This is a genomic window from Campylobacter concisus, from assembly GCF_003048675.2.
GTDB classification, from domain to species: Bacteria; Campylobacterota; Campylobacteria; order Campylobacterales; family Campylobacteraceae; genus Campylobacter_A; species Campylobacter_A concisus_F.
Window position 1 is genome coordinate 410,761 of record NZ_CP060707.1, and the last position, 21,754, is coordinate 432,514.

The 21,754-nt window shown below is 37.1% G+C and carries 29 protein-coding genes; 5 read left to right on the forward strand and 24 right to left on the reverse strand.

Features of this window, described 5'->3' with window-relative positions:
• Nucleotides 1–27: 27 nt before the first annotated feature.
• The 10 genes from CVT00_RS02095 to gatC all read right to left on the reverse strand — a co-directional run bounded on the left by CVT00_RS02095 (nucleotide 28) and on the right by gatC (nucleotide 8,592).
• On the reverse strand, nucleotides 28–426 hold the full coding sequence (locus tag CVT00_RS02095; protein WP_103558703.1) for a hypothetical protein: 399 nt from the start codon (nucleotides 424–426) through the stop codon (nucleotides 28–30).
• A gap of 673 nt (nucleotides 427–1,099) precedes the next feature.
• The gene (locus CVT00_RS02100) at nucleotides 1,100–1,891 is read right to left on the reverse strand and encodes a shikimate dehydrogenase (RefSeq protein WP_103558702.1); all 792 of its coding nucleotides are present in this window, start codon (nucleotides 1,889–1,891) and stop codon (nucleotides 1,100–1,102) included.
• Nucleotides 1,888–2,781 carry an SPOR domain-containing protein gene (locus CVT00_RS02105; RefSeq protein WP_103558701.1) on the reverse strand — a complete coding sequence of 298 codons (894 nt, stop codon included), beginning with the start codon at nucleotides 2,779–2,781 and terminating at the stop codon, nucleotides 1,888–1,890. The genes CVT00_RS02100 and CVT00_RS02105 overlap by 4 nt, the downstream gene beginning before the upstream one ends.
• A 9-nt stretch (nucleotides 2,782–2,790) precedes the next feature.
• On the reverse strand, nucleotides 2,791–3,333 hold the full coding sequence (locus tag CVT00_RS02110; protein WP_103558727.1) for a DUF1882 domain-containing protein: 543 nt from the start codon (nucleotides 3,331–3,333) through the stop codon (nucleotides 2,791–2,793).
• Nucleotides 3,333–4,577, reverse strand: coding sequence for a serine hydroxymethyltransferase (locus tag CVT00_RS02115; RefSeq protein ID WP_107915360.1), 1,245 nt, complete (start codon nucleotides 4,575–4,577; stop codon nucleotides 3,333–3,335). The genes CVT00_RS02110 and CVT00_RS02115 overlap by 1 nt, the downstream gene beginning before the upstream one ends.
• The gene (gene lysS, locus CVT00_RS02120) at nucleotides 4,574–6,082 is read right to left on the reverse strand and encodes a lysine--tRNA ligase (protein ID WP_223231786.1); all 1,509 of its coding nucleotides are present in this window, start codon (nucleotides 6,080–6,082) and stop codon (nucleotides 4,574–4,576) included. Before lysS ends, CVT00_RS02115 begins: the two co-directional genes overlap by 4 nt.
• A 4-nt stretch (nucleotides 6,083–6,086) precedes the next feature.
• Nucleotides 6,087–6,554 carry a Fur family transcriptional regulator gene (locus CVT00_RS02125; RefSeq protein WP_002941362.1) on the reverse strand — a complete coding sequence of 156 codons (468 nt, stop codon included), beginning with the start codon at nucleotides 6,552–6,554 and terminating at the stop codon, nucleotides 6,087–6,089.
• The gene (locus CVT00_RS02130) at nucleotides 6,551–7,168 is read right to left on the reverse strand and encodes a CvpA family protein (RefSeq protein WP_107915364.1); all 618 of its coding nucleotides are present in this window, start codon (nucleotides 7,166–7,168) and stop codon (nucleotides 6,551–6,553) included. The genes CVT00_RS02125 and CVT00_RS02130 overlap by 4 nt, the downstream gene beginning before the upstream one ends.
• Nucleotides 7,168–8,301, reverse strand: a complete 1,134-nt coding sequence (locus CVT00_RS02135; protein ID WP_009294808.1) for a type IV pilus twitching motility protein PilT — start codon at nucleotides 8,299–8,301, stop codon at nucleotides 7,168–7,170. Before CVT00_RS02135 ends, CVT00_RS02130 begins: the two co-directional genes overlap by 1 nt.
• Nucleotides 8,302–8,304: 3 nt before the next feature.
• On the reverse strand, nucleotides 8,305–8,592 hold the full coding sequence (gene gatC, locus CVT00_RS02140) for an Asp-tRNA(Asn)/Glu-tRNA(Gln) amidotransferase subunit GatC (RefSeq protein ID WP_002941258.1): 288 nt from the start codon (nucleotides 8,590–8,592) through the stop codon (nucleotides 8,305–8,307).
• A gap of 124 nt (nucleotides 8,593–8,716) precedes the next feature.
• On the opposite strand from gatC, the gene CVT00_RS02145 reads away from it, so the two are divergent.
• Genes CVT00_RS02145 through hisG form a run of 5 tightly spaced genes read left to right on the forward strand, consistent with a single transcriptional unit; the run spans nucleotide 8,717 to nucleotide 11,843 of the window.
• Nucleotides 8,717–9,280 (forward strand): hypothetical protein, encoded by a 564-nt coding sequence (locus CVT00_RS02145; RefSeq protein WP_103558699.1) that lies wholly within the window; start codon nucleotides 8,717–8,719, stop codon nucleotides 9,278–9,280.
• Entirely contained in the window at nucleotides 9,280–10,287 is a 1,008-nt protein-coding gene (locus tag CVT00_RS02150) for an L-seryl-tRNA selenium transferase (protein WP_103558698.1), read from the forward strand. Before CVT00_RS02145 ends, CVT00_RS02150 begins: the two co-directional genes overlap by 1 nt.
• Nucleotides 10,284–10,616, forward strand: a complete 333-nt coding sequence (locus tag CVT00_RS02155; protein ID WP_103558697.1) for a hypothetical protein — start codon at nucleotides 10,284–10,286, stop codon at nucleotides 10,614–10,616. The genes CVT00_RS02150 and CVT00_RS02155 overlap by 4 nt, the downstream gene beginning before the upstream one ends.
• The gene (locus tag CVT00_RS02160; RefSeq protein ID WP_103558696.1) at nucleotides 10,603–11,232 is read left to right on the forward strand and encodes a type III pantothenate kinase; all 630 of its coding nucleotides are present in this window, start codon (nucleotides 10,603–10,605) and stop codon (nucleotides 11,230–11,232) included. The genes CVT00_RS02155 and CVT00_RS02160 overlap by 14 nt, the downstream gene beginning before the upstream one ends.
• Nucleotides 11,229–11,843: an ATP phosphoribosyltransferase gene (gene hisG, locus CVT00_RS02165; RefSeq protein ID WP_012140323.1), complete on the forward strand. Its 615-nt coding sequence runs from the start codon at nucleotides 11,229–11,231 to the stop codon at nucleotides 11,841–11,843. Before CVT00_RS02160 ends, hisG begins: the two co-directional genes overlap by 4 nt.
• Nucleotides 11,844–12,522: 679 nt before the next feature.
• On the opposite strand, the gene CVT00_RS02170 is transcribed toward hisG, so the two are convergent.
• The 14 genes from CVT00_RS02170 to CVT00_RS02235 form a co-directional block, all read right to left on the reverse strand.
• On the reverse strand, nucleotides 12,523–13,848 hold the full coding sequence (locus CVT00_RS02170) for an aminotransferase class V-fold PLP-dependent enzyme (RefSeq protein WP_103558695.1): 1,326 nt from the start codon (nucleotides 13,846–13,848) through the stop codon (nucleotides 12,523–12,525).
• Nucleotides 13,849–13,930: 82 nt separating this feature from the next.
• A complete protein-coding gene (locus CVT00_RS02175) occupies nucleotides 13,931–14,119 on the reverse strand; it encodes a hypothetical protein (RefSeq protein WP_002941192.1) in 189 nt (62 codons plus the stop codon).
• Between the two features lie 24 nt (nucleotides 14,120–14,143).
• Entirely contained in the window at nucleotides 14,144–14,887 is a 744-nt protein-coding gene (locus CVT00_RS02180; RefSeq protein ID WP_103558694.1) for a winged helix-turn-helix domain-containing protein, read from the reverse strand.
• The gene (gene fdhD / locus CVT00_RS02185) at nucleotides 14,880–15,662 is read right to left on the reverse strand and encodes a formate dehydrogenase accessory sulfurtransferase FdhD (RefSeq protein WP_103558693.1); all 783 of its coding nucleotides are present in this window, start codon (nucleotides 15,660–15,662) and stop codon (nucleotides 14,880–14,882) included. The genes CVT00_RS02180 and fdhD overlap by 8 nt, the downstream gene beginning before the upstream one ends.
• Nucleotides 15,663–15,852: 190 nt before the next feature.
• Entirely contained in the window at nucleotides 15,853–16,392 is a 540-nt protein-coding gene (locus tag CVT00_RS10155; protein WP_219810330.1) for a hypothetical protein, read from the reverse strand.
• Nucleotides 16,385–17,092, reverse strand: a complete 708-nt coding sequence (locus CVT00_RS02195; RefSeq protein WP_141090416.1) for a hypothetical protein — start codon at nucleotides 17,090–17,092, stop codon at nucleotides 16,385–16,387. The genes CVT00_RS10155 and CVT00_RS02195 overlap by 8 nt, the downstream gene beginning before the upstream one ends.
• The gene (locus CVT00_RS02200) at nucleotides 17,076–17,558 is read right to left on the reverse strand and encodes a hypothetical protein (RefSeq protein WP_103558691.1); all 483 of its coding nucleotides are present in this window, start codon (nucleotides 17,556–17,558) and stop codon (nucleotides 17,076–17,078) included. Before CVT00_RS02200 ends, CVT00_RS02195 begins: the two co-directional genes overlap by 17 nt.
• A gap of 59 nt (nucleotides 17,559–17,617) precedes the next feature.
• Complete coding sequence (locus CVT00_RS02205; protein WP_103558690.1) at nucleotides 17,618–18,031, reverse strand: hypothetical protein; 414 nt, start codon at nucleotides 18,029–18,031, stop codon at nucleotides 17,618–17,620.
• Nucleotides 18,032–18,033: 2 nt separating this feature from the next.
• Complete coding sequence (locus tag CVT00_RS02210; RefSeq protein WP_103558689.1) at nucleotides 18,034–18,510, reverse strand: hypothetical protein; 477 nt, start codon at nucleotides 18,508–18,510, stop codon at nucleotides 18,034–18,036.
• Complete coding sequence (locus CVT00_RS02215) at nucleotides 18,497–19,288, reverse strand: hypothetical protein (protein WP_103558688.1); 792 nt, start codon at nucleotides 19,286–19,288, stop codon at nucleotides 18,497–18,499. The genes CVT00_RS02210 and CVT00_RS02215 overlap by 14 nt, the downstream gene beginning before the upstream one ends.
• Before the next feature lie 200 nt (nucleotides 19,289–19,488).
• On the reverse strand, nucleotides 19,489–19,674 hold the full coding sequence (locus CVT00_RS02220) for a hypothetical protein (RefSeq protein ID WP_196376880.1): 186 nt from the start codon (nucleotides 19,672–19,674) through the stop codon (nucleotides 19,489–19,491).
• Nucleotides 19,675–19,909: 235 nt separating this feature from the next.
• Nucleotides 19,910–20,452 carry a hypothetical protein gene (locus CVT00_RS02225; RefSeq protein ID WP_141090415.1) on the reverse strand — a complete coding sequence of 181 codons (543 nt, stop codon included), beginning with the start codon at nucleotides 20,450–20,452 and terminating at the stop codon, nucleotides 19,910–19,912.
• A 38-nt stretch (nucleotides 20,453–20,490) separates the two neighbouring features.
• Entirely contained in the window at nucleotides 20,491–21,042 is a 552-nt protein-coding gene (locus tag CVT00_RS02230; RefSeq protein ID WP_103558685.1) for a hypothetical protein, read from the reverse strand.
• 10 nt (nucleotides 21,043–21,052) lie between these two features.
• Nucleotides 21,053–21,700: a glycoside hydrolase family 24 protein gene (locus tag CVT00_RS02235; protein ID WP_196376881.1), complete on the reverse strand. Its 648-nt coding sequence runs from the start codon at nucleotides 21,698–21,700 to the stop codon at nucleotides 21,053–21,055.
• Nucleotides 21,701–21,754 lie beyond the last annotated feature (54 nt).

The following is a 21,754-nucleotide window of genomic DNA, read 5'->3' on the forward strand; positions in this document are numbered from 1 at the left end:
AATCCAACTTTATCTAACTTGTCATGTTTATTGTTTTCTGTACGGAAAAAAAATTACAAAAATAGCTGCCACACCTACGCAAAATAAAATGGCTATAGCTCCGGTAATCAACGGCTCATCATATCTTTGCGAAAGATAGTAAAATATAAAAAATCCGCAGAGCAATATTGCGATATCCAATATATCAATATCTGTCGCAAGAGCTAAAACTAAATACATAGAAACTCCGCACAATAATTTTGTACCAAGATCGGCATCTAAGTATAAAAGAAAACCAAAAAGTATTATCAAAAATGAACAAATATGGATAGTGCATAAAAATTTTTTTGACTTTTTATACACACTGCCGCATCTTGGGCATCTTAGCGTTTTCATCGGCTTTTTGGTAAGTTTTTTACCGCAATCACACTGTATGTAATAGCTCATATACCTTCCTGTATAGAAGAGATATTGACCATTAAATCTATTTTACGTATATAATAGCTTCCTATAATTATCGGCTCCTTATTATAATCCCTTATAAAATTTCCCCATTTTTGAAAAAATATTCGGTCGCATTCTATATTTTTATTCTTAGTATATATTTAAAATTTAAAAATTATTTAGCCTTGCCGAATTCCAAGCCCATTGCTGGGTAGAATTATAAAAATTTAGCGCCTCTAAGCTGCATTAAATTTTAAAATTTAAAGCAGACGAGGCATGTGTTGTATGAAATTTAAAATTCCAAATCCTAAAGACAAGATAAATTCTATACCTCTAGCCTGCATGAAATTTTAAAATTTCAGACTTACGGAAGCGGATAAATTTTAAAATTTAAAGCCCGCGAAGGACGAGTAGAATTCTGAAATTTTATAATTTTATATTCCGCTCTACTTCGTCTTCTTTGCGCTGTCTTTATTAGTCGTTGCGTTAGCGTCGATATAGCCTATCTGGGCAAGCATTTCGTAGATTTGCATTATCCCATCCGCCGTACTGGTGTAAATTTTACCCAGCGTGACGATTAAATTTTGCCCTGCCGGATGTGTATGCCGTGCCGTGCGTACTCCGCGTGAAAAATGCACCAGCGCAACTCCTGCATCTGCCTAGCCTGAGACGGAGCTTAGGCTAGGCACATCGCTTCTCGCATAGAAGCTTCTATCTTTTTCTCATCGAGGCTGCCATTATAAAATAAATTTAACGCCAAGACCGCTTGGTACAAGAGCATATCAGCTCCGTCTTTGCATGCTAAATTTTGCCTTTTAGCCTCTTTTAAAAATGGCGTTTGCTTGCCGTATATCACATCAAATGCAAATTTAGCGCTTTTTAAAATGCCATCTAAAATCTCTTTTGGTGCTGGTAAAAGGTCATCTTTTAGCCCTGCTGAGGTTGAATTTACCACTAGATCAAATTTATGCTCTTTATAATCATCCCAGCTAAAGCACTCATAGTGATCTTTAAATTTATCAAGTCTTGCCTTGCTTCTATTTAGTATGCAAACATCTATGTTTTGCGATCTAAGCGCGTAGGCTAGGGCGTTTGCAGTGCCTCCAGCTCCAAGGATGATGGCGCTTTTTGCCTCTTTGAAATTTGCTATCGCTTTTAAAAAGCCAGGTGCGTCGGTGTTGTAGGCATAAATTTTCTCATTTTTTAGTACTAAAGTGTTTGCAGAGCCTATTTTACGTGCTGCTTCTGAGGCGTCATCGGCTAAATTTAGAGCAAATTCTTTATGCGGGAGTGTGACATTTGCGCCATCTAGTTTTAAGGATCTAAATTTATTGATTAGCTCATTGCCATCTTTTAGCAAGACCCTAGTATATAGGGCATCAAGAGCTAGATCGGCAATGGCTTTGTTGTGTAGTCTTGGAGATACCGAGTGAGCTATCGGATCTCCAAAAACTGCGAAGGTTTTCATTTTGCTCTAAAGACAAAAGCGTCTTTATTGACATCTTTTCTTATGTCATTTACAGCTTTTTGTAGTCCTTTTTCATCAAATGGACCAACTAAAATTTTAGTTAGCTCACCAGCTTTTATAGTCTTATAGCTATATCCTTTGGCTGCTATTTTTTTCATATAGTCGGCATTTGGGTTAAATTTGCTAGTTGCAAATACTTGTACATAAGAGCCTTTTGCCACGCTCTCGGCTTTTGCTGGAGCTTCAGCTTTTTTTTCTACTTTTTCTGCTTTTGTAGGAGCTTCAGCCTTTTTTTCTACCTTAGTTTCAGGTTTTTTCTCAGCTTTAGTTTCAGCTTTCTTCTCTGCTTTTGCCTCAGTTTTGGCTGGCTTTGCTTCAGCTTTTTTCTCTGCTTTAGCTTCGCTTTTTGTTTCAGCTTTTTTAGCTGGAGCTTCTACTTTTGTCTCAGCTTTTTTAGGTGTTTCAGCTGGATGCTCGACAGCTTTTACTATCTCTTTTGGCTCTTCAGTTTTAGGAGCTGATTTTGCACCTTCTTTATCTTTTAGCTTTTTGATCATATCTTCAAAATCATCTTGCTGCTTGTTTTCAGGCACGATAGGCACTTGCTCGAAAAGCTGAGTATCGCCTTTTTTAACATCTGAATTTGTATCTTGTGCAGGCACCTGTGTATCGACTGGCTGCTCTGCTGGCACTGGAGGCAGAACTAGTCTTGAGTCAGCTTCGTTTTGTGCTTGTGTTGAGTCGCCTGAGTTTATAAGCTTCATGGCTACGATGATGATTAAAAATAGTATAACAAGAGCCGCTATAAACATAAGAAGTTTCTTTAGTTTTGCGCCCTTTGCCTCATCATCTTTTTCTAAAAGTATATCTTTTAACTCTTCGTTTTCCATTATCTCTCCTTACATATATTTTGACCAACTTGCCCCACGCTCTTTTTGATAGAGGTTATATGGCAAAGTTAGGATGTTAAATTCTTTTGGCATGTCGATATTTGGGAACATTCTCCACTCTTTGGCTAACTTTTGTGAGAGCTTTGCGCTTAGCATATTTGCAAGCGTACAAGCCTCATTTAGTGTAGTGTGACCTTTATGCACATAAAGGTGTAAATGTCCTGGCGTCTTGGTCTCGTAGGCTGTGAAATTTATAAAGCCTTCTTCTCTTAAAAGAAGCTGCGCTCTATGCCAAAACCTATCTGGAGTTCTGCCGTTGTAGTCAAAGACTATGTTTTCGACCTTGTCACTTGCATTGATTAGCGAGTGGGCGATTATAGCTTTGCCCTCTTCATGCTCTTTCATAACGCTATAAGTTAGTGGTTCGTTAACCTTTTCAAATTTATCAAAGAAAATTTTGCCCTTATACTCTATCTTATTGACGATCGTGTCACGTTTGATGTAGTAGTGGGTCGTTATTATCTTTATAAGAGATGTATCAATACTTTGCATCAAAATGTCGCTTTATCATAGATTATAAATTTATGAGCAAGATCGACTAGTTCGGCTTTTATCTTCTCTTGTAAAGATGCGTTGTTGATGTCGCTTAACACGTCAGCTATCTTGTTTGCTATTAGCTCAAATTCAGCCTCTTTCATGCCACGAGCTGTTAGAGCTGGGCTACCTACACGTATGCCGCTTGTGATAAACGGACTTCTTGACTCGCCTGGAACTGTATTTTTATTTACAGTTATACCAGCATTTCCTAGAGCGATATCTGCGTCTTTTCCGCTAAAATCGCGGTTTAAGAAGCTCATTAGGATTAGGTGGTTATCAGTGCCGCCACTTACTAGATCAAAGCCTCTACTTATTAGCACTTCGCCAAGTTTTTTAGCGTTTGCTTTTACTTGTTTGGCGTAAATTTTCCACTCAGGGCTAAGGTTGTGCTTAAAGCCAACTGCCTTTGCAGCGATGACATGAACTAGTGGTCCGCCCTGGATGCCCGGGAAGATAGAAGAGTTTATCTTTTTAGCGTACTCTTCGTTGTTTGTCATGATGATACCGCCTCTTGGGCCTCTTAGAGTTTTATGAGTAGTTGAGCTTACGACGTCGCAGTGCGGGAAAGGATTTTGATGCTCACCAGCTACTACAAGACCAGCGATGTGAGCAACGTCTGCAAAGAGTATCGCACCAACAGCGTCAGCTATCTCTCTAAATTTCTTAAATTCGATCTCTCTTGTGTATGCGCTAGCGCCACAAACGATCATTTTTGGTTTTACTATCTTTGCGATATCCATAACTCTATCGTAGTTTATGCGACCATCAAGCTCGACGCCGTAAAAGAAGCTCTCATACATCTTGCCAGAGCTGCTTACCTTTGCACCATGCGTTAAGTGGCCTCCGTGGCTTAGATCCATGCCTAAAATTTTATCGCCTGGATTAAGCAAAGCACCATAAACGCCTTGGTTTGCCTGAGAGCCTGAGTTTGGTTGAACGTTTGCAAATTCGCATCCAAAAAGCTCTTTGCATCTATCGATCGCGATTTGCTCGATCTCATCTACAAATTCGCAGCCACCATAATATCTCTTGCCAGGGTAGCCTTCGGCGTATTTGTTTGTTAGTATTGAACCCATCACTTCCATGACTTCTGGATATGTGAAATTTTCGCTAGCGATCATCTCAAGGTGGTCACACTGGCGTTTTAACTCTAAATTTACTAGGTCGTAAATATCTTTATCATAGCTTTGCAAACTCATTTTTCGTTCTCCTTTGTCTCAGTTTTTAGTGGCCTCATCGCTGGGAAGAGGACAACGTCGCGTATTGATTTTTTATCTGTTAGAAGCATCACAAGTCTATCGATACCTATGCCTTCGCCTGCAACTGGTGGCATGCCGTATCCTAGGGCTTTTACATAGTCCTCGTCCATCTCATGAGCCTCGTCATCGCCTGCGTTTTTAGCATCGATCTGCGCTTTAAAGCGGTTGTATTGATCGATCGGATCATTTAGCTCGTTAAAGCCATTTGCCAGCTCTCTACCAGCGATAAATAGCTCAAATCTCTCTGCCACGTCAGGATTTGTGTCGCTTCTTCTTGAAAGTGGGCTTATAGAGATCGGATAGTCGATGACAAAAGTTGGGTGTATTAGCTTGCTCTCTACGTAGTTATCGAAGAGTTCAGCCTGCAAGTGGCCAAGATCAAGCTTCTCGTTTGCTTCAAAGCCATCTGCCCTTAGTTTTGTTAAAATTTTAGCCTTGTCGCTTACGACATCTTCAGCAAGTCCGCCTATCTCAACTAAGGCTTTTTTATAGCTTATGCGTTTAAATGGCTTGCTAAAATCAATCTCCATGCCATCAAAATTTATTACTTTCTCCATGCCAAGTTTTTCTAAAATGACATTAAATAGATCCTCTGTGATACCCATTAGATCGTGGTAGTTGTGATATGCCCAGTAAAACTCGATACTTGTAAATTCAGGGTTGTGGGTTAGGTCCATGCCCTCATTTCTGAAGTTTCTATTCATCTCATAAACAGCCTCAAAGCCACCAACTACAAGACGTTTTAGATATAGCTCGGGAGCGATTCTTAGGTATCTCTCAACTCCAAGAGCGTTGTGAAATGTCACAAATGGTTTTGCATTTGCGCCACCAGCTATTGGGTGAAGCATCGGAGTTTCAACCTCTAAAAAGCCCTTTTCTTCAAAAAATCTTCTAATCGTGCTTATAATCACCGAGCGCTTTTTAAAATCAGCCCTAACTTCAGGGTTCATTATCATATCAAGGTATCTTTGGCGGTATCTTGTCTCAACATCAACTAGCCCGTGGTACTTCTCAGGAAGCGGACTAATTGATTTTGTAGCTAAGCTAAGCTCATTTACGTGCATTGAAAATTCGCCAGTTTTTGTTATAAAAGCGTAGCCTCTAACATAGACGATATCGCCTATTTCTACATATTTTTTAACGATTTTAAACCACTCTGGATCAAGCGTCTTGTTGCTAAAGTAAATTTGTAAATTTCCATTTTCGTCTTCGATGTTTGCAAAGACCGCTTTACCAGCGTCGCGGATCAGCTTTATCCTGCCTGCAAGGCCAACTAGCTGCCCCTCTGCTTTTTTCTCTTCTGTATCTTTTATATAGTTAAATTTAAGTCTAAATTTAGAGATATTCATATCTCTTCTAAGAAAATGTGGATACGGATTTATGCCTAAATTTCTAAGCTCATCTATGCTTTCTAATCTTTGAATTTCGTGTTGGTTGTCAAATATCACCTTACTTTCCCTTTATATTATTTTTTGAACATTTTTCGCAAATTCCATAAAGCTGCATCATGTGACCAGTTAGTTTAAAGCCATGCTCTTTTGCGATGCTTATTTGCCTTTTTTCTATCATAGGATCTTCAAACTCTATGATAAGGCCGCACTTTCTGCATATCATGTGGTCATGGTGTGGCTTTGTGGCAAGCTCAAATTTCTTGCCCTGCGAACCAAAGCTGATAGATGTTACCATCTCTGATTCTTCTAGTAAATTTAGCGTCCTATAAACAGTTGCGATGCCGATATTTAGCTCAGGATAGGTCTCTTTTATGAAAAGATATAGCCTCTCTGGCGTAAAGTGTTCATCGTTGTTATAAAGCGTTTTTAGTAAAATTTCACGCTGTTTTGTATATTTTAAACCATTGTCGCGAAGAACTCTTTTAAATTTCTCAAGCAAGGCATCATATTCTAAATTTTCTATCATTTTTCTTCCCCTTTGGTGACGTTTGTGTCGGTGTTTGTGCTCGCATTTGCATCCATTGATATAAATGCATCACTCTTGTTTGTATCCTTTGGTCTTACTACCATCTCATCTAGCCCATTTTTGATGTTTTTCACATCGATATTTGTTATCCATCTACCAGTTTCAAGCAGGAGCGGATAGACCTTGCTATTTGTGAAGTATGGCTCGATCATTTTATTTAGCGAAGTGCCTGACATTACGGCGACGACTGCTGAAAATGTGAGGAAAATTTTGCCACTTCCCATGACAAATCCACCAAGCCTATCTAAAAAGCCAAGTCCGCTTACTGAAACTATCTTTGATAAAAATTTGCCAACTAGCAGACAAACTAGCCAAAAAACTAGCCAAAGTCCGATAAATGCGACAAATTGTAAAAATGAAGGATTTTCAAATTTATAGATATTTTTGCTTATGAAACTCTCAGCTACATCTGAAAATCTACTAGCGACAACTAGACCGCCGATAAGTCCGATAAGTCCAAAAGTCTCTTTTATAAGCCCGTTTATTATGCCTTTTACACCAAGTATCAGGACAAGGGCGATGACGATAATGTCAAACCAAGTTACTAAATCCATCATACAGTTCCTATTAAATTTTGAAGTTCTTGTTGGCTAGTTGAGTAGGCTAGCGCGTTTTCTTTTGTGATCAAGCCCTCTTTTAGCGCTTTCATCAGCGCTTGAGTCTGCGTGCTCATGCCAGTTTGTTGCTGATTTAGCTGCATTTGAGAGTAAATTTGATGCACTTTGTTTTCGCGTATCAAGTTTGAAATCGCCATGTTATTTATCAAAATTTCATGCACAGCGCACCTTCCGCCGCCTATTTTTGGTATCAGACTTTGTGAGATGACAGCAGTTAGCGAAACGCTAAGCATGTTTCTTACTTGAAGCTGCTCGCTTCCATCGAAGCTATCAACGATCCTATTTATAGTTTGTATGGCTGAGTTTGTGTGAAGAGTGCCAAAGACTAGGTGTCCGGTCTCAGCTGCTGTAATAGCCGTAGAGATCGTCTCCCTATCTCTCATCTCGCCTACAAGTATGATATCTGGGTCTTCACGAAGTGCAAATTTTAGCGCCTTTGAGTAAGAGTGTGTGTCGGTGCCGATATTTCTATGTGAAAATAGGGCTTTTTTGTTGTTATGCACAAACTCGACTGGGTCCTCAACGGTGATGATGTGCTTTCTATAATTTAAATTTATCTCATTAAGCATCGCAGCAAGCGTCGTTGATTTACCGCTACCTGTTGGTCCAGTAACTAGGATAAGGCCTTTTTCTCGTTTGATGATATATTTAAAAATTTGTGGTGCATTTAGATCATCAAGCGAAGGGATGTCGATAGGTATGATACGAAAAGCTGCTGCTAGATCGCCATTCATCGTGTAGTAGTAGTTGCCACGAAAGCGTCCGATATTTGGAAGCTCTATGGCAAAGTCAAGCTCTTTATTGTTTTCAAGCTCACTCTTTTGGGCGTCTGTGATCAGAGCGTAGCATAAATTTTCTATATCTTTGCCACTTAGCACGCCAAATTCAAGCGGTCTTAAAGTGCCATCTATCCTTATCTGAGGTTCAGACCTTGAGACTAGGTGGAGGTCACTGGCTTTATTAAAAACAACGGTTTTTAGAAGCGTTTGGATGTCACCAGAGAGGTTGCTCTCCGATGCTTTGGCTTGAGCGTCCGAGCTTTGCGCTCTTAGTTGTTCGATTAGATCCATATTTTACTCTATGATCTTTGGCACGGCAAAAAAGTGTCCTTCGCGTGAAGGGGCGTGCTTTAAAATTTCATCGACAACGTTACTTAAATGTGGTTCATCTTCTCTTAATGGAGTGCCGCCTTTTATAGAGCTAACTACGGCCTCATCGCTACTTAGATCAAGCTCGTTTAAAACATCGACAAAAGATACGATTTCACTTAATTGCTTCTTGATCTCTTCTCTTTTTTCATCATTAATTTGTAATGCTGAGAGTTTTTCTAGTTTATTTAAGAGAGTGTCGTCTATTTGCATTATTAAGCAACCTTTTAATTGATTTTGAGGCATTATATCACATTCAAGCTTTAATTTTGGGCTACTTTTAATTTAATTATGCTAAAATCTGCGAATTAAAATTTTTTAAAAGCAAGGAAAAACGTTGGCTATAAAAGAAGACTTAACCGAGATAAAAAAAGAGATCGACGCCCAAGAGCAGTTTCTTGAGAGTATGATCAAGGGAGAGCGTTTTTTTAGGAAATACAAAACTTTGCTGATCGTGCTATGCGTTGCAGCTATCGTCGCACTCATCGGATTTTACGCTAGTAAGGTTTTAAACGACAACAGGGTTGAGGAGGCAAATTTAGCCTATTCAAAGCTTATCTTAAACCCAAATGACGCAAACGCTTTAAATGTTTTAAAGGAGAAAGAGCCAAGCATGTATGCGCTTTTCTCACTTGGACAAATGCTCGATAAAAACGATACAAAAGGCATTAGCGAGCTTGTAAATTTAAAAGTAAATCCGATCGTAAAAGATATCATTCTTTCACAAACTGGCGATGCAAATACTCAAATTTTAAGCGAATACAACGCACTTTTAAAAGGTTTTGAGCTTTTAAAACAAAATAAAATCAAAGAGGCAAATGTGGAATTTGACAAGATCGCACTTGACTCACAACTTCAAACTTTAGTTAAAAATTTAAAACACTATCAGGGAATAAAATAATGAAAAAACTTACACTATTCTTGGCTTTTGCCTTGGCTTTAGTTCTAAGCGGATGCGGCACAAAAAGACAATATTTTGAGCCTGCGCAAACTTCTGGTGAGATATCTTTGTCAAAAGATCTTCCTTCTTACATCAAATCAGCAAATGCAAATGGCGCAACGCTTGATAATGGCAACATCATCACGAAAAATGGGCTAAACAAAAGCATTACCTTGCCTGAAAATTTCAATTTCTTAAACGAAAACAACGGCTTTGTCATCTCAGCTAGCATAAATGGCGATCTAAACGTGACTGATCCTAGCGGCCACAGCGTTTATAGTGGTAAATTTCCAACTGCGATCGTAGCAGCCTCGCTTGATCAAAACCAACTTGCAGCTATCAGCGCATCAAACCACATCTATCTAATCGATATCAACACAGCTACGACACTAATGGAGTATAGCTCATCTGATATCGCAGCGGTTGATTCAAGAGTTGTTGCACCTTACTTTATGAGCTCACTTATCGTCTATCCAGCGCTTGATGGTAAAATTTACATCGTACAAAAAGAGACTGGTAGAATTTTGCGCGACGTTGTCGTAAGCTCTGAAAATTTCTTTAACAACATCATATTTTTAGGCGTTGAGGGTGATAACCTAATCGCAGCAACAGCCAAAAAACTAATCGTCATCAACCCAAGCCAGACAGTTTATTATGACGGCGAGATCAAAGATGTGCTAGTTCATAACGATGAAATTTACATCTTTAAAAAAGATGGCACGATCATAAGAACAGACCTCATGCTAAAAGAGCAAAATAAGGTAAATTTCAAATTTGCTATCTTTTCAGCGGCTACTATCATCAACAATAAGCTCTATGTCATCGAAAAAACAGGCTATGTTATAAAGACAAATTTAGACCTTAGCGGAGCTGAAATTTACGAGTTTAGCGACGAGATAAAAGATAAAAGCTTCATGGGTAATGGCGCATTTTACTATGATAATGAGTATGTTAATCTAGGGCAATGAGCCAGAAAATTTGGGAGCTTTTTGAAGCTAAAAAGATCTTGCTAAGAGATATAAAAAGGCTTGATCTTAGTGAATTTACCAAGAAACGCTCACTTGAGGCGTTTTTTGGTGTTGATACAAAAAATTTCTACGAGATCGTTTTTTTAAGAAGTGCAAAAAGCAGGCTTTTACTTAAAGAAGCCGGCGAGATAAATGAAATTTGCACTAAATTTGAGGATAAATTTCAAACCAAGATCAAAAAACGTGTGATCTTTTACAACTCTCAAATTTGCTCAAAATCCCTAAACTACTTCAAAGAGCAAGGCTGGAGCTGTTATGATTTTGTGTGATATAGGTAATACCAACGCCTCTTTTTTGCAAAATGGCAAGATCACACACATAAAAGTTAGCGAATTTAAAAACTACAAGCCAGATGAAAAGGTCTATTTTATCTGTGTAAATGAAGAAATTTTACACATGGTAGATAAGGATGAAATGTTTGTAAATTTAGAGTCTTACTTTGAGATAGACACGATTTATCAGGGGCTTGGAGTAGATAGAAAAGCGGGTTGTTATATGATAAATGATGGCGTTATAGTAGATGCTGGAAGTGCTATCACCGTTGATATAATGGCAAACTCACTTCATCTTGGCGGTTACATCTTGCCAGGCATCGCAACTATGTTAAATGCCTATAAAAGCATCTCATCACGCCTTGATGTGACACTAAATTCACAAATCGACATCGACGCACTGCCGCAAAAAACGAGCGATGCTGTGAGTTACGGCATCATAAAGCCCATTATCACGCTCATTTCAAAGCTTGCAGGCAGCAAAAAAGTATATTTTACTGGCGGAGATGGCGACTTTTTATCTAAATTTTTTAAAAATGCCATTTGCGACAAGATGCTGATCTTTCGTGCCATGCAAAAAATAATCGATGAGAAAAAGGAAATTTTAAAATGATAACAGTAGCCTTGCCAAAGGGCAGGATCGCAGAAGATACACTTGAAATTTTTAGAAAAATTTTTGGTTCTAGCTTTATGTTTGAGGATAGAAAGCTTATCCTTGAAGAGGGAAATTTTAGATTTTTAATGGTTCGCAACCAAGATATACCAACATACGTCACCGAAGGCGCTGCAGATATCGGCGTGGTCGGCCTTGACGTGCTTGAAGAGCATAAGCCAAATGTAGTAAGGCTGCTTGATCTACAAATAGGCAAGTGCAAGGTCTGTATCGGCATAAAAAACGAAGAGGAGCTTGATTTTTCAAGGTCTGAGCTAAAGATCGCTACTAAGATGCCAAATATCACTAGAAACTACTTTGCCAAGCTTGCCGTTGGCGTGAAGATCATCAAGCTTTATGGCTCGATCGAGCTAGCGCCACTTGTTGGGCTAAGCGATGCGATCGTCGATGTGGTCGAAACTGGCTCAACTATGAAGCAAAATGGGCTAAAAGTGGCTGGCGATATCATGCAAAGCTCAGCCTATCTGATCGCAAATAAAAATAGCTTTATCATCAAAAAAGATGAAATTTTGGAGCTTTATCAAAAGATAAAAGATGAAATTTCAAAGTAAAAATTTGAAATTTCGGCTTTTAAATTTAAAGCTACTAAATTTAACCATGTAAGATATTAAATTTATATGGCTTACTTTATCTAAATTTTAAAAGCTTTGCCACTAAAATTTAAGCTAAATAAGATAGCGTAAAAGCCGTGCTGCCACTAAATTTAAAAGTTAAATTTGAATGTATTTTGTTGTGCTAAAATATGTTTTTCGGTTAGGCTTATGAGCTGGCATGATCAATTTTATTTCGAAACCAAATTTGATATAGGTAGAGCCAGTTTAAATTTGAAAAACAGAGCTAGCTTTACAGAGGCTGTTTAAAAAATAAAATGCTTAAATTTTAAAATCTATTTTTAAAAGACTTTGCTGTTAAAATTTAGGCAAATCAAAAGTTGTATCCACAGCTAAATTTATAAGTTAAATTTAAAAGGGGAAGCAGATATGCTTTGCTTTGGCGGTTAGGTTTCTGGGTTGCTATGATAAATTTTAAATTTTATTTCAGACTGACTAAATTTGATATAGATAAGCTGGTTTAAATTTAAAAAACATAGCTAATTTTGCGAAAGCTATTTAAAGCAAAGCGTTTAAAATTTCAATATGACTATGATATAGCTAGTTGTATCTGTGCTGGTATTTAAAAATAAAGCGCTTAATCTCCAGAACCTATTAAATTTAACTCAAAAAATTTAACCTAAATTTTCCCGCCAAACATCTCATACATCGCCTTTTCCTCGCCCCAAAGCTCGCGGTGCTTTTTGATAGATGATTTGATAGCGTTTATGAGATAGAGCACATCCTCTTTTGTGTGCGTGTAGTGCATACTCACCCTTACAAAACCTGGCTTTTTCTCTAAGATCTTATTTTCTTTAAGTCCCAACAGGTCAAAAGCATAAGGCCCAGCGCACATCACACCAGCGCGGCTTTGTATGCCGTGGTTGTTGCTAAGTGTTGCAGCAAAGTCATAAGGCGAAATGTCGCGTACATTAAATGAAAAAATAGGTAGCTTTTCTGCATTTTTAGGGCCATAAATGGTGATATCTTCGATGCTGCTAAGCTCTTTTTCAAAGAAATTTGCTAGCTCATCTTCGCGAGCTTTGATATTTTCTACTCCGACACTTGCTTGCAGGCTGTAAGCTAGGCTTGCTCGTACCAGCCCCAAGATAGAGGGCGTGCCAGCCTCTTCAAGCTGCTCGACATTTTTTATAAAAAGGTGCTTTGAAGGCGTCGCAAGTGCGATGGTGCCGCCACCTGCAAAGCTTGGTATATCGCTTGTATAAAGCTCTTTTTTGATCGCCAAAAGCCCACAACTCCCAACTCCACCAAGTAGCTTGTGAGGTGAAAAAAAGGCTGCGTCAAAATAGGCGGCGTCTAAAATTTCATGCGAGCTGGTCGCTGCGCAGTCAAATGCTACCACTCCGCCAAATTTCTTAACGAGCGAGTAGATTTTCTTATAGTCGGTTTTTACGCCCGTGACATTTGAGGCGGCGCTAAAGCAGGCGATGATCTTTCTTTTTGCGTTTAGTTTTAGCGTCCTCTCAAGCATCACGTAGTCTATCTCGCCATTTTCATCAAGTCCGATGCGCTCGCAGTCGCAAAGCCCTTCACGAAAGCTGATCTCATTTGAGTGGTGCTCATAGGGCCCAACAAGCACGAGTGGTAAATTTACGCTTCTTAAATTTGCTTCGCCGATCAAGGCTCTTGTCGTTGGCGGCAGATAAATTCCCATTATCTCCTGAAATTTCTTTATCGCAGCCGTTGCGCCTTGACCAGTTGCTATTAGATAAAAGCTATCATCAAGCCCCAAAAGCTCCTTTAACTCAGCCCTTGCGTTTTCGTAGCGTTTTTGCGTTAGCACGGCACTTGAGCTGCTGTCTGAGTGTGTGTTTGCGTAGGTTTTTAAAAATTTTGAAATTTCATCTTCGATAGGCGCATAGGCAAGGCCTGAGGCCGTGTAGTCAAAATAGTAAATTCCATCTTTTAAAATGATATTTTTTCTTACTTCATCTATAGTTGGCACGATTTTCCCTTTGGCTAAAAGTGCGATTATAATGAAATTTTGTATAAAGTGAGGTTACAAGCGGGCAGGGCGCCCACTCGCGTTATTTGTTTAAGAAGTTTTTTTCTAACCACTCGTTAGCTTTTGCTTCACTCTCAAATCTTTGGCTCTTAGCAACTTGGTTTGCACCCTCATAGAAACGGATACGAATGCCGTCTTGAACGCTATCGATCTTGATTCTCGTGATCTTATCTTTGTTTAGATAAGTCCTATCGTTTAGTTTTACATACATGTTTTCTCCTTTTAAAAATTTGGTTTATTTTTTATCTTTTTTCTTATCGTCTTGTTTTAAAAATAGCTCTTTAAAGCGCTTATTTGCATAGTCTTCGATGTCATTTTGAAGCTGTTTATAAGCGTTTATGAGCTCATAAGCTCTATCATTTAGCGTAGTGCCAGCGCTATCTCCGCCGCCTTGCTTGGTCGTAAAGAGATCTTCTTTTAAATTTTTTTGCAAAATTTGCAGATGCGACCAGCATTTTTTATAGTTCATGCCTAAAATTTCAGCTGCCTTTGATATCGAGCCAACCTCGGCTATCACGTCTAAAACTTCGGTTTTACCCTTGCCAAATATAAGCTCGCCCTCGTCGTTTTCTATCCAAGTCTTTGTCTTTACTCTCATCTTTTTGCCTTTCTTTTCCTTAAAACAGCCTAGCTGACAGTACTTCACGTCAAAGCCGTAGTCTCTAAGCGTCGAGCGCATGGTCTTTAGTCCGCCATTAGCTGCCGCCATCTCCCTTGCATCTTCGCAAAAAACTCTGCCCTTTTCGTCGCACACTTCTTTTAGTTTTAGTGACAATGTAAATTTACCGCGGTCTTTATCCAAGCCACCAAACTGTCCAAGCTCGCAGTTATCTATCTTGACGCCAAGTCTGGTTGCCTCGTCACTTACCTTGCCAACTTCTATGCCAAGCTTGTTTGCGATCTTAAAAGCCGTGCCACAGTCAAGTTTGCCGCTTTTATTTAGCGTTTGTTTTATTAGCTCTTCTAAATTTTTACTCATAAATTCTCTCTTCGCCGCTATAAACGTTGATATTTTCGCCCCTTGCAAAGCCGCAAAGCGTGAGCTCAAATTTACGAGCGATCACCACGCCAAGGCTAGTTGGCGCTGTCCTTGAGATAAGCGCTGGGATGCCGTGCATAACGGCCTTTGCAACCATCTCTGAACTAAGCCTGCCACTCACCATCAAAAATGAATTTGCTAAGTTAGCTCCGTCTAAAACGGCCTTGCCAACGGCTTTATCGATCGTGTTGTGTTGAGCGATATCCTCGCCTATGTAAAATTTATCTTCGCTCACAAAGAGCTTTGCCGTATGCACGCAGCCAGTCATCTCATAAAGCTCGCACTGCGTGTAAAACTCCTTCATTTGGGCAAGGATCATATCTTTGTTAAATTTAGCCCCGCTTTTTACGGCTCTTGCCGCCATCGCCTGTGGGTCAATATTTGCTGTTGAGCTTCTGCCACAGCCACTTATTATGACCTTCTCTTCGTTAAACTGCTCTAGGCATTTTTCGTTCACTTTGGCGCTTACATAGACGCTTAGCTCGTCGGTTGAGAGCCTAACTTCTATTATGTCTTCTGGCTTCGTGATGACGTTTTCGCTGATTAAATAGCCCACGGCAAGCGCCTTTTGATCCGTTGGCGTTGCCATAACGGCACCAAATTTTTTGTCATTTATGTAAATTTCAAGCTTGATCTCACGCACCAAAATATCATCAACCTGTGCTTTTTGCTCGCCTTTATATTTGATGATCTGCGTTTTATAAATCGGTTCCATCTTGCTCCTTGAAGTTTTCACAAATGATAGCCCAAAAAGCTAAATTTAATTTTGGATTGTAGTAAAAACTTGCTTAAACAAAGCAAAAAGCTTAAACGCATTTTGATACGAAATAAACGTTATTGTGATTAAAATTTGATATGCAAGATAGGCATATTTCTTAAACTTATTTTGCTATTTATTTTTTATATCACGGATACTCAAAGCCAAATTCATATTCTTTTAAAACGCCGCTATAAAAGATAAATTTCTCATAGTATAGCGGCATGTCAAATTCTTGCAAGAGGCGGCTCTCATTTTGCTCGGTGATATAGGTCGCAGCGGTTGTGCCATTTTGCTCTTGCTGGTCTCTTGGCTTGCCAAGCTTATTTAAAATTTGCTCTTGTTTGTCGCCAAGTTTGATACCAGAATTTGTAGTAAATTCTTTTGTCTTGCTGAAATTTATATAGTCTTTGGTTAAATTTTTATCATAAAATTTGACGTTTATCCTTTGAATTTCGCCGTTACCGCCACAGCAAAAATCAAGTGTCATAATCTGCGTTTTGTCTAAATTTACAAAGCTTGCTTTTTCGCCATCTAAGAAGTATTTGACGTTTTTCAAAGCTAAATTTTGACCGATTTTGATCTCACCTACGCCTGTCGTGTGTGGTAAATTTTCGCTAGCTGTTAAATTTAGAAATCCTACAATTAGAGATAGTATTAAAAAGCTTTTTATAGAAAATTTACTCATTCTTGTTAAAGTCGCTCCAGCCGTTGTTAAGATATTTTGGACTAGGACTAAACTCCCCAGCACCTATGTCAAGATCGCCGCTGTTTGGTATCCTATAATGCCCCCACGCGCATGGCTTTGTTTGCGCCTTGCCCACCTTGCACTCTCCGCAAAATAAATCATTTGCGTGCATATCTTCATCTTCTAATATATCGTCATACGCTAGCCTTTGATCGCTATTAATGTACCATTTCATGAGCATTTGACCTTTGGCTTGAAAACCTCCATCACCTTTTAAGATATAGCTCGCTAAGGCTATGCCTTGGGCATTGATCTTGCCTTTCATAAAGTCATCAACGCCGTAGTTTAAATTTACATATTTTTTTATCTTGATTATTTGAATTTCGCCGTTAAATGGGCGAGCATCTGCGGTTATTTTGTACTCACCAGATACGATATATTTTGTATTTGAGGCTTTTTTGACGCTACTAAAATTTATATGTAGCCTGTGATAATCAGCTCCGATATAGCCTAAAAATTTTGCACGAGTGTCAGTCAAAATGCCAGAAAAGTCAAATTCATCAAATTTGTTTTCATCTATAAAACGAGCTTTACTATCTAAATATCCACTAAAGCACTGCTTGGTGGCTTGCTCTGCAAAAAGAGCTGGTGACATAAATAGCACTAGATAAAAAAGAATTATTTTATTGATAGTTTTCATTTTTGTATTTGTTTTGTAGCTTCTTGTAAAATTTTTCAAAGCTCGCAGGTAGCATTTTATCTATTTCTTTAAGTTTGGATAGGAATTCTTCTTGTTCTATCTGTTGTAAATCATCGCTTTTAAAAATAGTTTTTCCTTGCTTAAAAACGTTTAAATACATTTTTCCACCAGACATTATGTCGCCATAAATTTCATATATGTAGTTTGAATTTTTAAATTTATATCCCATCAAGCGCTCATTTACACTATTTTTTATCGGTGTGGGTTTTGATAAAATTTCTAAACTTTTGGCATTTCTTTTATTTACCCCAAAATAACCACCATTTGTACAATGTATGTCACCCTCACATTCAAACATTGGAATAGCTATTAAAAATTTTTCATTTTCATAGTAATACCCGAATTTGTCAGCCTTGATAAATGCAAAGAATAAATTGATTAAAATAAAAAATCTAAAAACTATCATAAGTTCTTTCTATTAAAATTTACTGCAAAATAGTAATTACAAAATCACGCACGCTAGCCCTATTTATCAAATTTTAAGTATTTACTATCGCAATCTTCAAAATGATTATACTCGTTCATAGAGTTTCCGTAGTTTTGTATGACTATACTACCATTTTCATACACTCCGCCAATCTTTTTAAATTTTATGTAAAATCCACCTTCGCCGTTGCTTTTTATGCTTGATATATAGCCTTGTGATTTTGTCTGATTATTATCAACTATCTTGTAAAAATGCTTTGCCTTATTGGTATTTTTCGTTATTTCTATTGAAATATTACAAGGCTCATTCTTGTAAATCCCCGTTAAATTTATATCTTTTGCGCAGGCATTATGCGCTATAAAGGCTAGCACCATAAAATAAAAAATAAATATCTTGTTTGTCATATCTATCCACTCTTTTTTAAGTGCATTATATCTATTTAACAAAGGCAAAACTATATCTTTTTGATCTTCCCATTCTCAAATTTATATTTTCTTTCATTTGATAGTTTTCCGCTACTTTTAAAATTTGGCTCACCATTGTTGGTTAGTGCATTTTTGTGTGGTTTGTCTATTATCAAGATGCCTTCATTGGTGACTTCGAAAAATGGCACACTCGTGCACCAATCTATCTCACCTTGAAATTTTATCTTGTCGTCATCTTTCTTTTCAAAAATTCTCAAAGAGCCGTGTCCGCTGCAGGCGGCATAGTTTTGTATGTCTTGAAATATCCACACTTCGCTACGATTAAATTTGGTATAAAAGATCAAATTTGGTTCAAGCTCATACTCGCACTCCCTGCTATAAATCTCTTCATCATTTATACTTATGGAGCATTTGTTATCCTTGCTGTATGTTTCTATGCTTAAGTTTTTGGCATTAGAAAATATAGCTAAAAGTAGCAATAAGTATAAAAAACTAGTTTTTGACATCATTTTTTCTATTCTCTGGTAAAACTAAATGACCATTTTTGTCAATGAGTGAGTATTGCACGAGCATGATATATAGCATATCATCTATCTGTGGGTAGTCGTCATCATAGTGGTAACTTTTGTATTTTTGTAAAAAGTCGTTGTTTATTTCAGCTCTTTTTACATCTCTTGGTATGCTACCATTTTCTATCGGTACATATTTTAAAGTATCTTCAAATACCTCTTTAAATTTCTCGTAGTCTTTGCCGTAAATTCTTTTAAATAGCTCTTTATTGTTCTCATAAAGCATTAAAGATAGCTTAGCAGTGTACTCTCTATAGAAATTCTTTATGCAGTAGATACTTTCAGATACAAAAAATACTGACTTAGCAATAAAGCTATAGTCATACTCTTTTTTTGAGTATCTAATGCACTCTTTTTTGCTATCTTTTATCCTTTCTCTAGCTACCTTTTGAGCTTTGTCTTTTAAATTTGGAGCTTCTTTTATTATTAGATTATAAAGATCAGCAAAATAGTTATCCCTAAAAGAGTTATAGTCTGACTGGCATATAAAGTCTTCTAAGGAGTATTTTTTAAATTTATACTTTCCTTTGGTATCATAGCAGGCAAAGCTTGGCTTGCTTTTTGTGCCGTAATCTCTCCAGGGGCTTGAATCATAATCACTTAGTTGGCAAAAATCATTATTAAATTTATTGATAGCATTTTCAGGGCTTAAAGGTTCAAAAGCGCTTAAATTTAAACTAGCAATCAGGGCTAACAATATAGTTTTAAATTTCATCACAATATTCTACTTATTTAAATATATTTACTTTTAAATACGTTACTCAAATTACCTAAATTACTGCTTATTTTTATAAAAGTTTTTTCTTATGTCATTAAGAATTTTTGGAGTGATTTGATTTATATAAAAGTCTATTCTTTTTACCATGATCTGTGTAGTAGTTTTCTATTTTATTAAATTTTTCATCGTTTGTAGGTTCATCTATATATCCAAAATTTCCAAAAGTACTCATACAAATAAAATTCTGAGGCTAAATTTTTAAAAAGTATAAAAAAATCTACTATGTTTCCGTTTCTATCTTGTGTTCCGCCTTTAAACTCAATTATATTGCCATTGGCCGTAACGCTCCACATAGACATATCGTCATAACAAAAAAACTCCATATCTTGTCTTTGCAAATAATGGCGCACTCTTTTATATCTATTGCCCGACCTAGATTGTCTTCATTATAATCACGTAAAACTTTTACAGAATAGTCATCATTGCCTATTTTTAAAAATAATAATTAGATGCGTCTTTGTATTTAAAATTTGGTATTTCATCTTTTCCCATACCATTGCAAGCCAGCAATAATATTAATAAAAATGCACTATTTAAAAATTTGAAAAAATTCATATTCTATGATCCCTCAATAATGTATCCATCGGGATTTTTTATTAGAAATTTTTTAACAGCATCCGCGTCATATCCTTCGCAATCGCCTTCACACTGAAAGTCTATGATTTTTGTTAGAGGTGAAATAATGATCGAATTTTCTTTTTTGTTTAACTCATAGCAGCTAGTTAAGTTGCTATTTGTGCCATTTAAAGAGTAGCTATTGATGACACAAAGATTTTTCTTTTTATTTATATCCGTAAAAAACACTGACTTTGTTTCATCAAAGATATCTATAATGTCAGGTTCTATTAAGGTTTTATCCGTGTTTAAAAGCGCCATTTGTGTTTTGTTGTTTTGTGTTTTTAAAAACGCAAGTACAGCTAAAGCACCGTCTAGTTTTACTACGACTGGTTTATGAGGCATTGTATCTTTGCTATCTATTTTGCATTGCTCCCAGTCATCTTTTATCCATTGGCTTTGAAGCTTTTTAGAGATAAACATGCAGTTTATTTCGGCTCTATTGGCATTTTTTGGAGGCTCGTACGCATATAAATTTAAACTCATTAGAAAGCTTAATAATAGTATGGTTTTAAATTTCATAGCTATTTTATAGGTGTATCGCAAGGTGTTCTTTTTGATATGCTTTTTAGCTTCATCTTGCCATTTTTAAGTGTTTTTAGTACAAAATACTCTTGTTTGCAAATATCTGTATCATTTTCTAGGTACTGAACTAGCATTAGAGTGCTATCTTCTCTAGTGGTAAGCAAAGTATATCCTGCTAAAAAATTATTCCCAACTGCAAAGTTGGCAAGATTATTATCAAATTTACTCATTCCATCTACTTTTACGCTCTCGCCTGCACTTAAGTCCTCAACTGTTCTATAATAACAACTAGTGCCACAACTATGCGTGACTATCATATACTTACCTGCAAAATTTATGTAAAAATCTTGCTGATTACCTACGTATTTACCGGCACTATCTCTATATTTTCCTTCTTCATCTTTTTTGTAACTATTTGGAATTTTTATCTCACCTTTATATACTTCTTTAACCTTATATTTGTCAAATTTAGCTTCCAGTTTTTGCTCCAGCTCAGCACCAAAAGCTGATGTGAGCAAAGCAAAAATAAGCACCATTCTATTTAACTTCATAACATCTCCTTTAATCTAAAAATCTTTTAATCTCTTCATCATCTATAGCCAAGTCACTTATGTCTCTTTTTTCTAATTCCAAATGATGCATATAGTGTTCCAAAAACTCTTCCATAGTTATAGTTCTCTGTTTATATGGAGAATCTGGCATACTAGCCCATTCTCGATTTAATCTTTTATTTATACTGTCTGTTCTACTCCTAACTGCCTCATCAATTTTGTCATTAATTATTAGTTTTAGAGCGTCTCTTGTATGTTTTATTAATACAAGACATGCTTTGTCCTGATTTGCTGGTGAAAAATCAGTGATATTGTAAGTTTTTCCGTACTTTTTGATAATTGTATCCCAAGTATCAGGCATTATCTGATAGGCTCCGGCAGCAGTTGAATTAACAGATTTTACATAATATCTTGGATGATCTGAAAAGTCTTTTCCGTAATCTTTAGTAAATAACTTTCCACCGACATTTATTTCGTATCCGTTATTTCCACTTGTTCCTTCGCCGTATTTTATGGCACACATAAAGGCTCTTATTCTAAGGATTCTAATATCTCCATCCGTCTTTACCCCAACCCCTCTATCCCCATCCACCCACATACCTTTATCTACTCTAGTTATGCTCTTTGATTCATTAAAAGAGTTTATAAAGCTATCCATATTATCTTTGCTTAGTAGGTTGATACCATACTTGGTATCTTTATTTATCTTTGT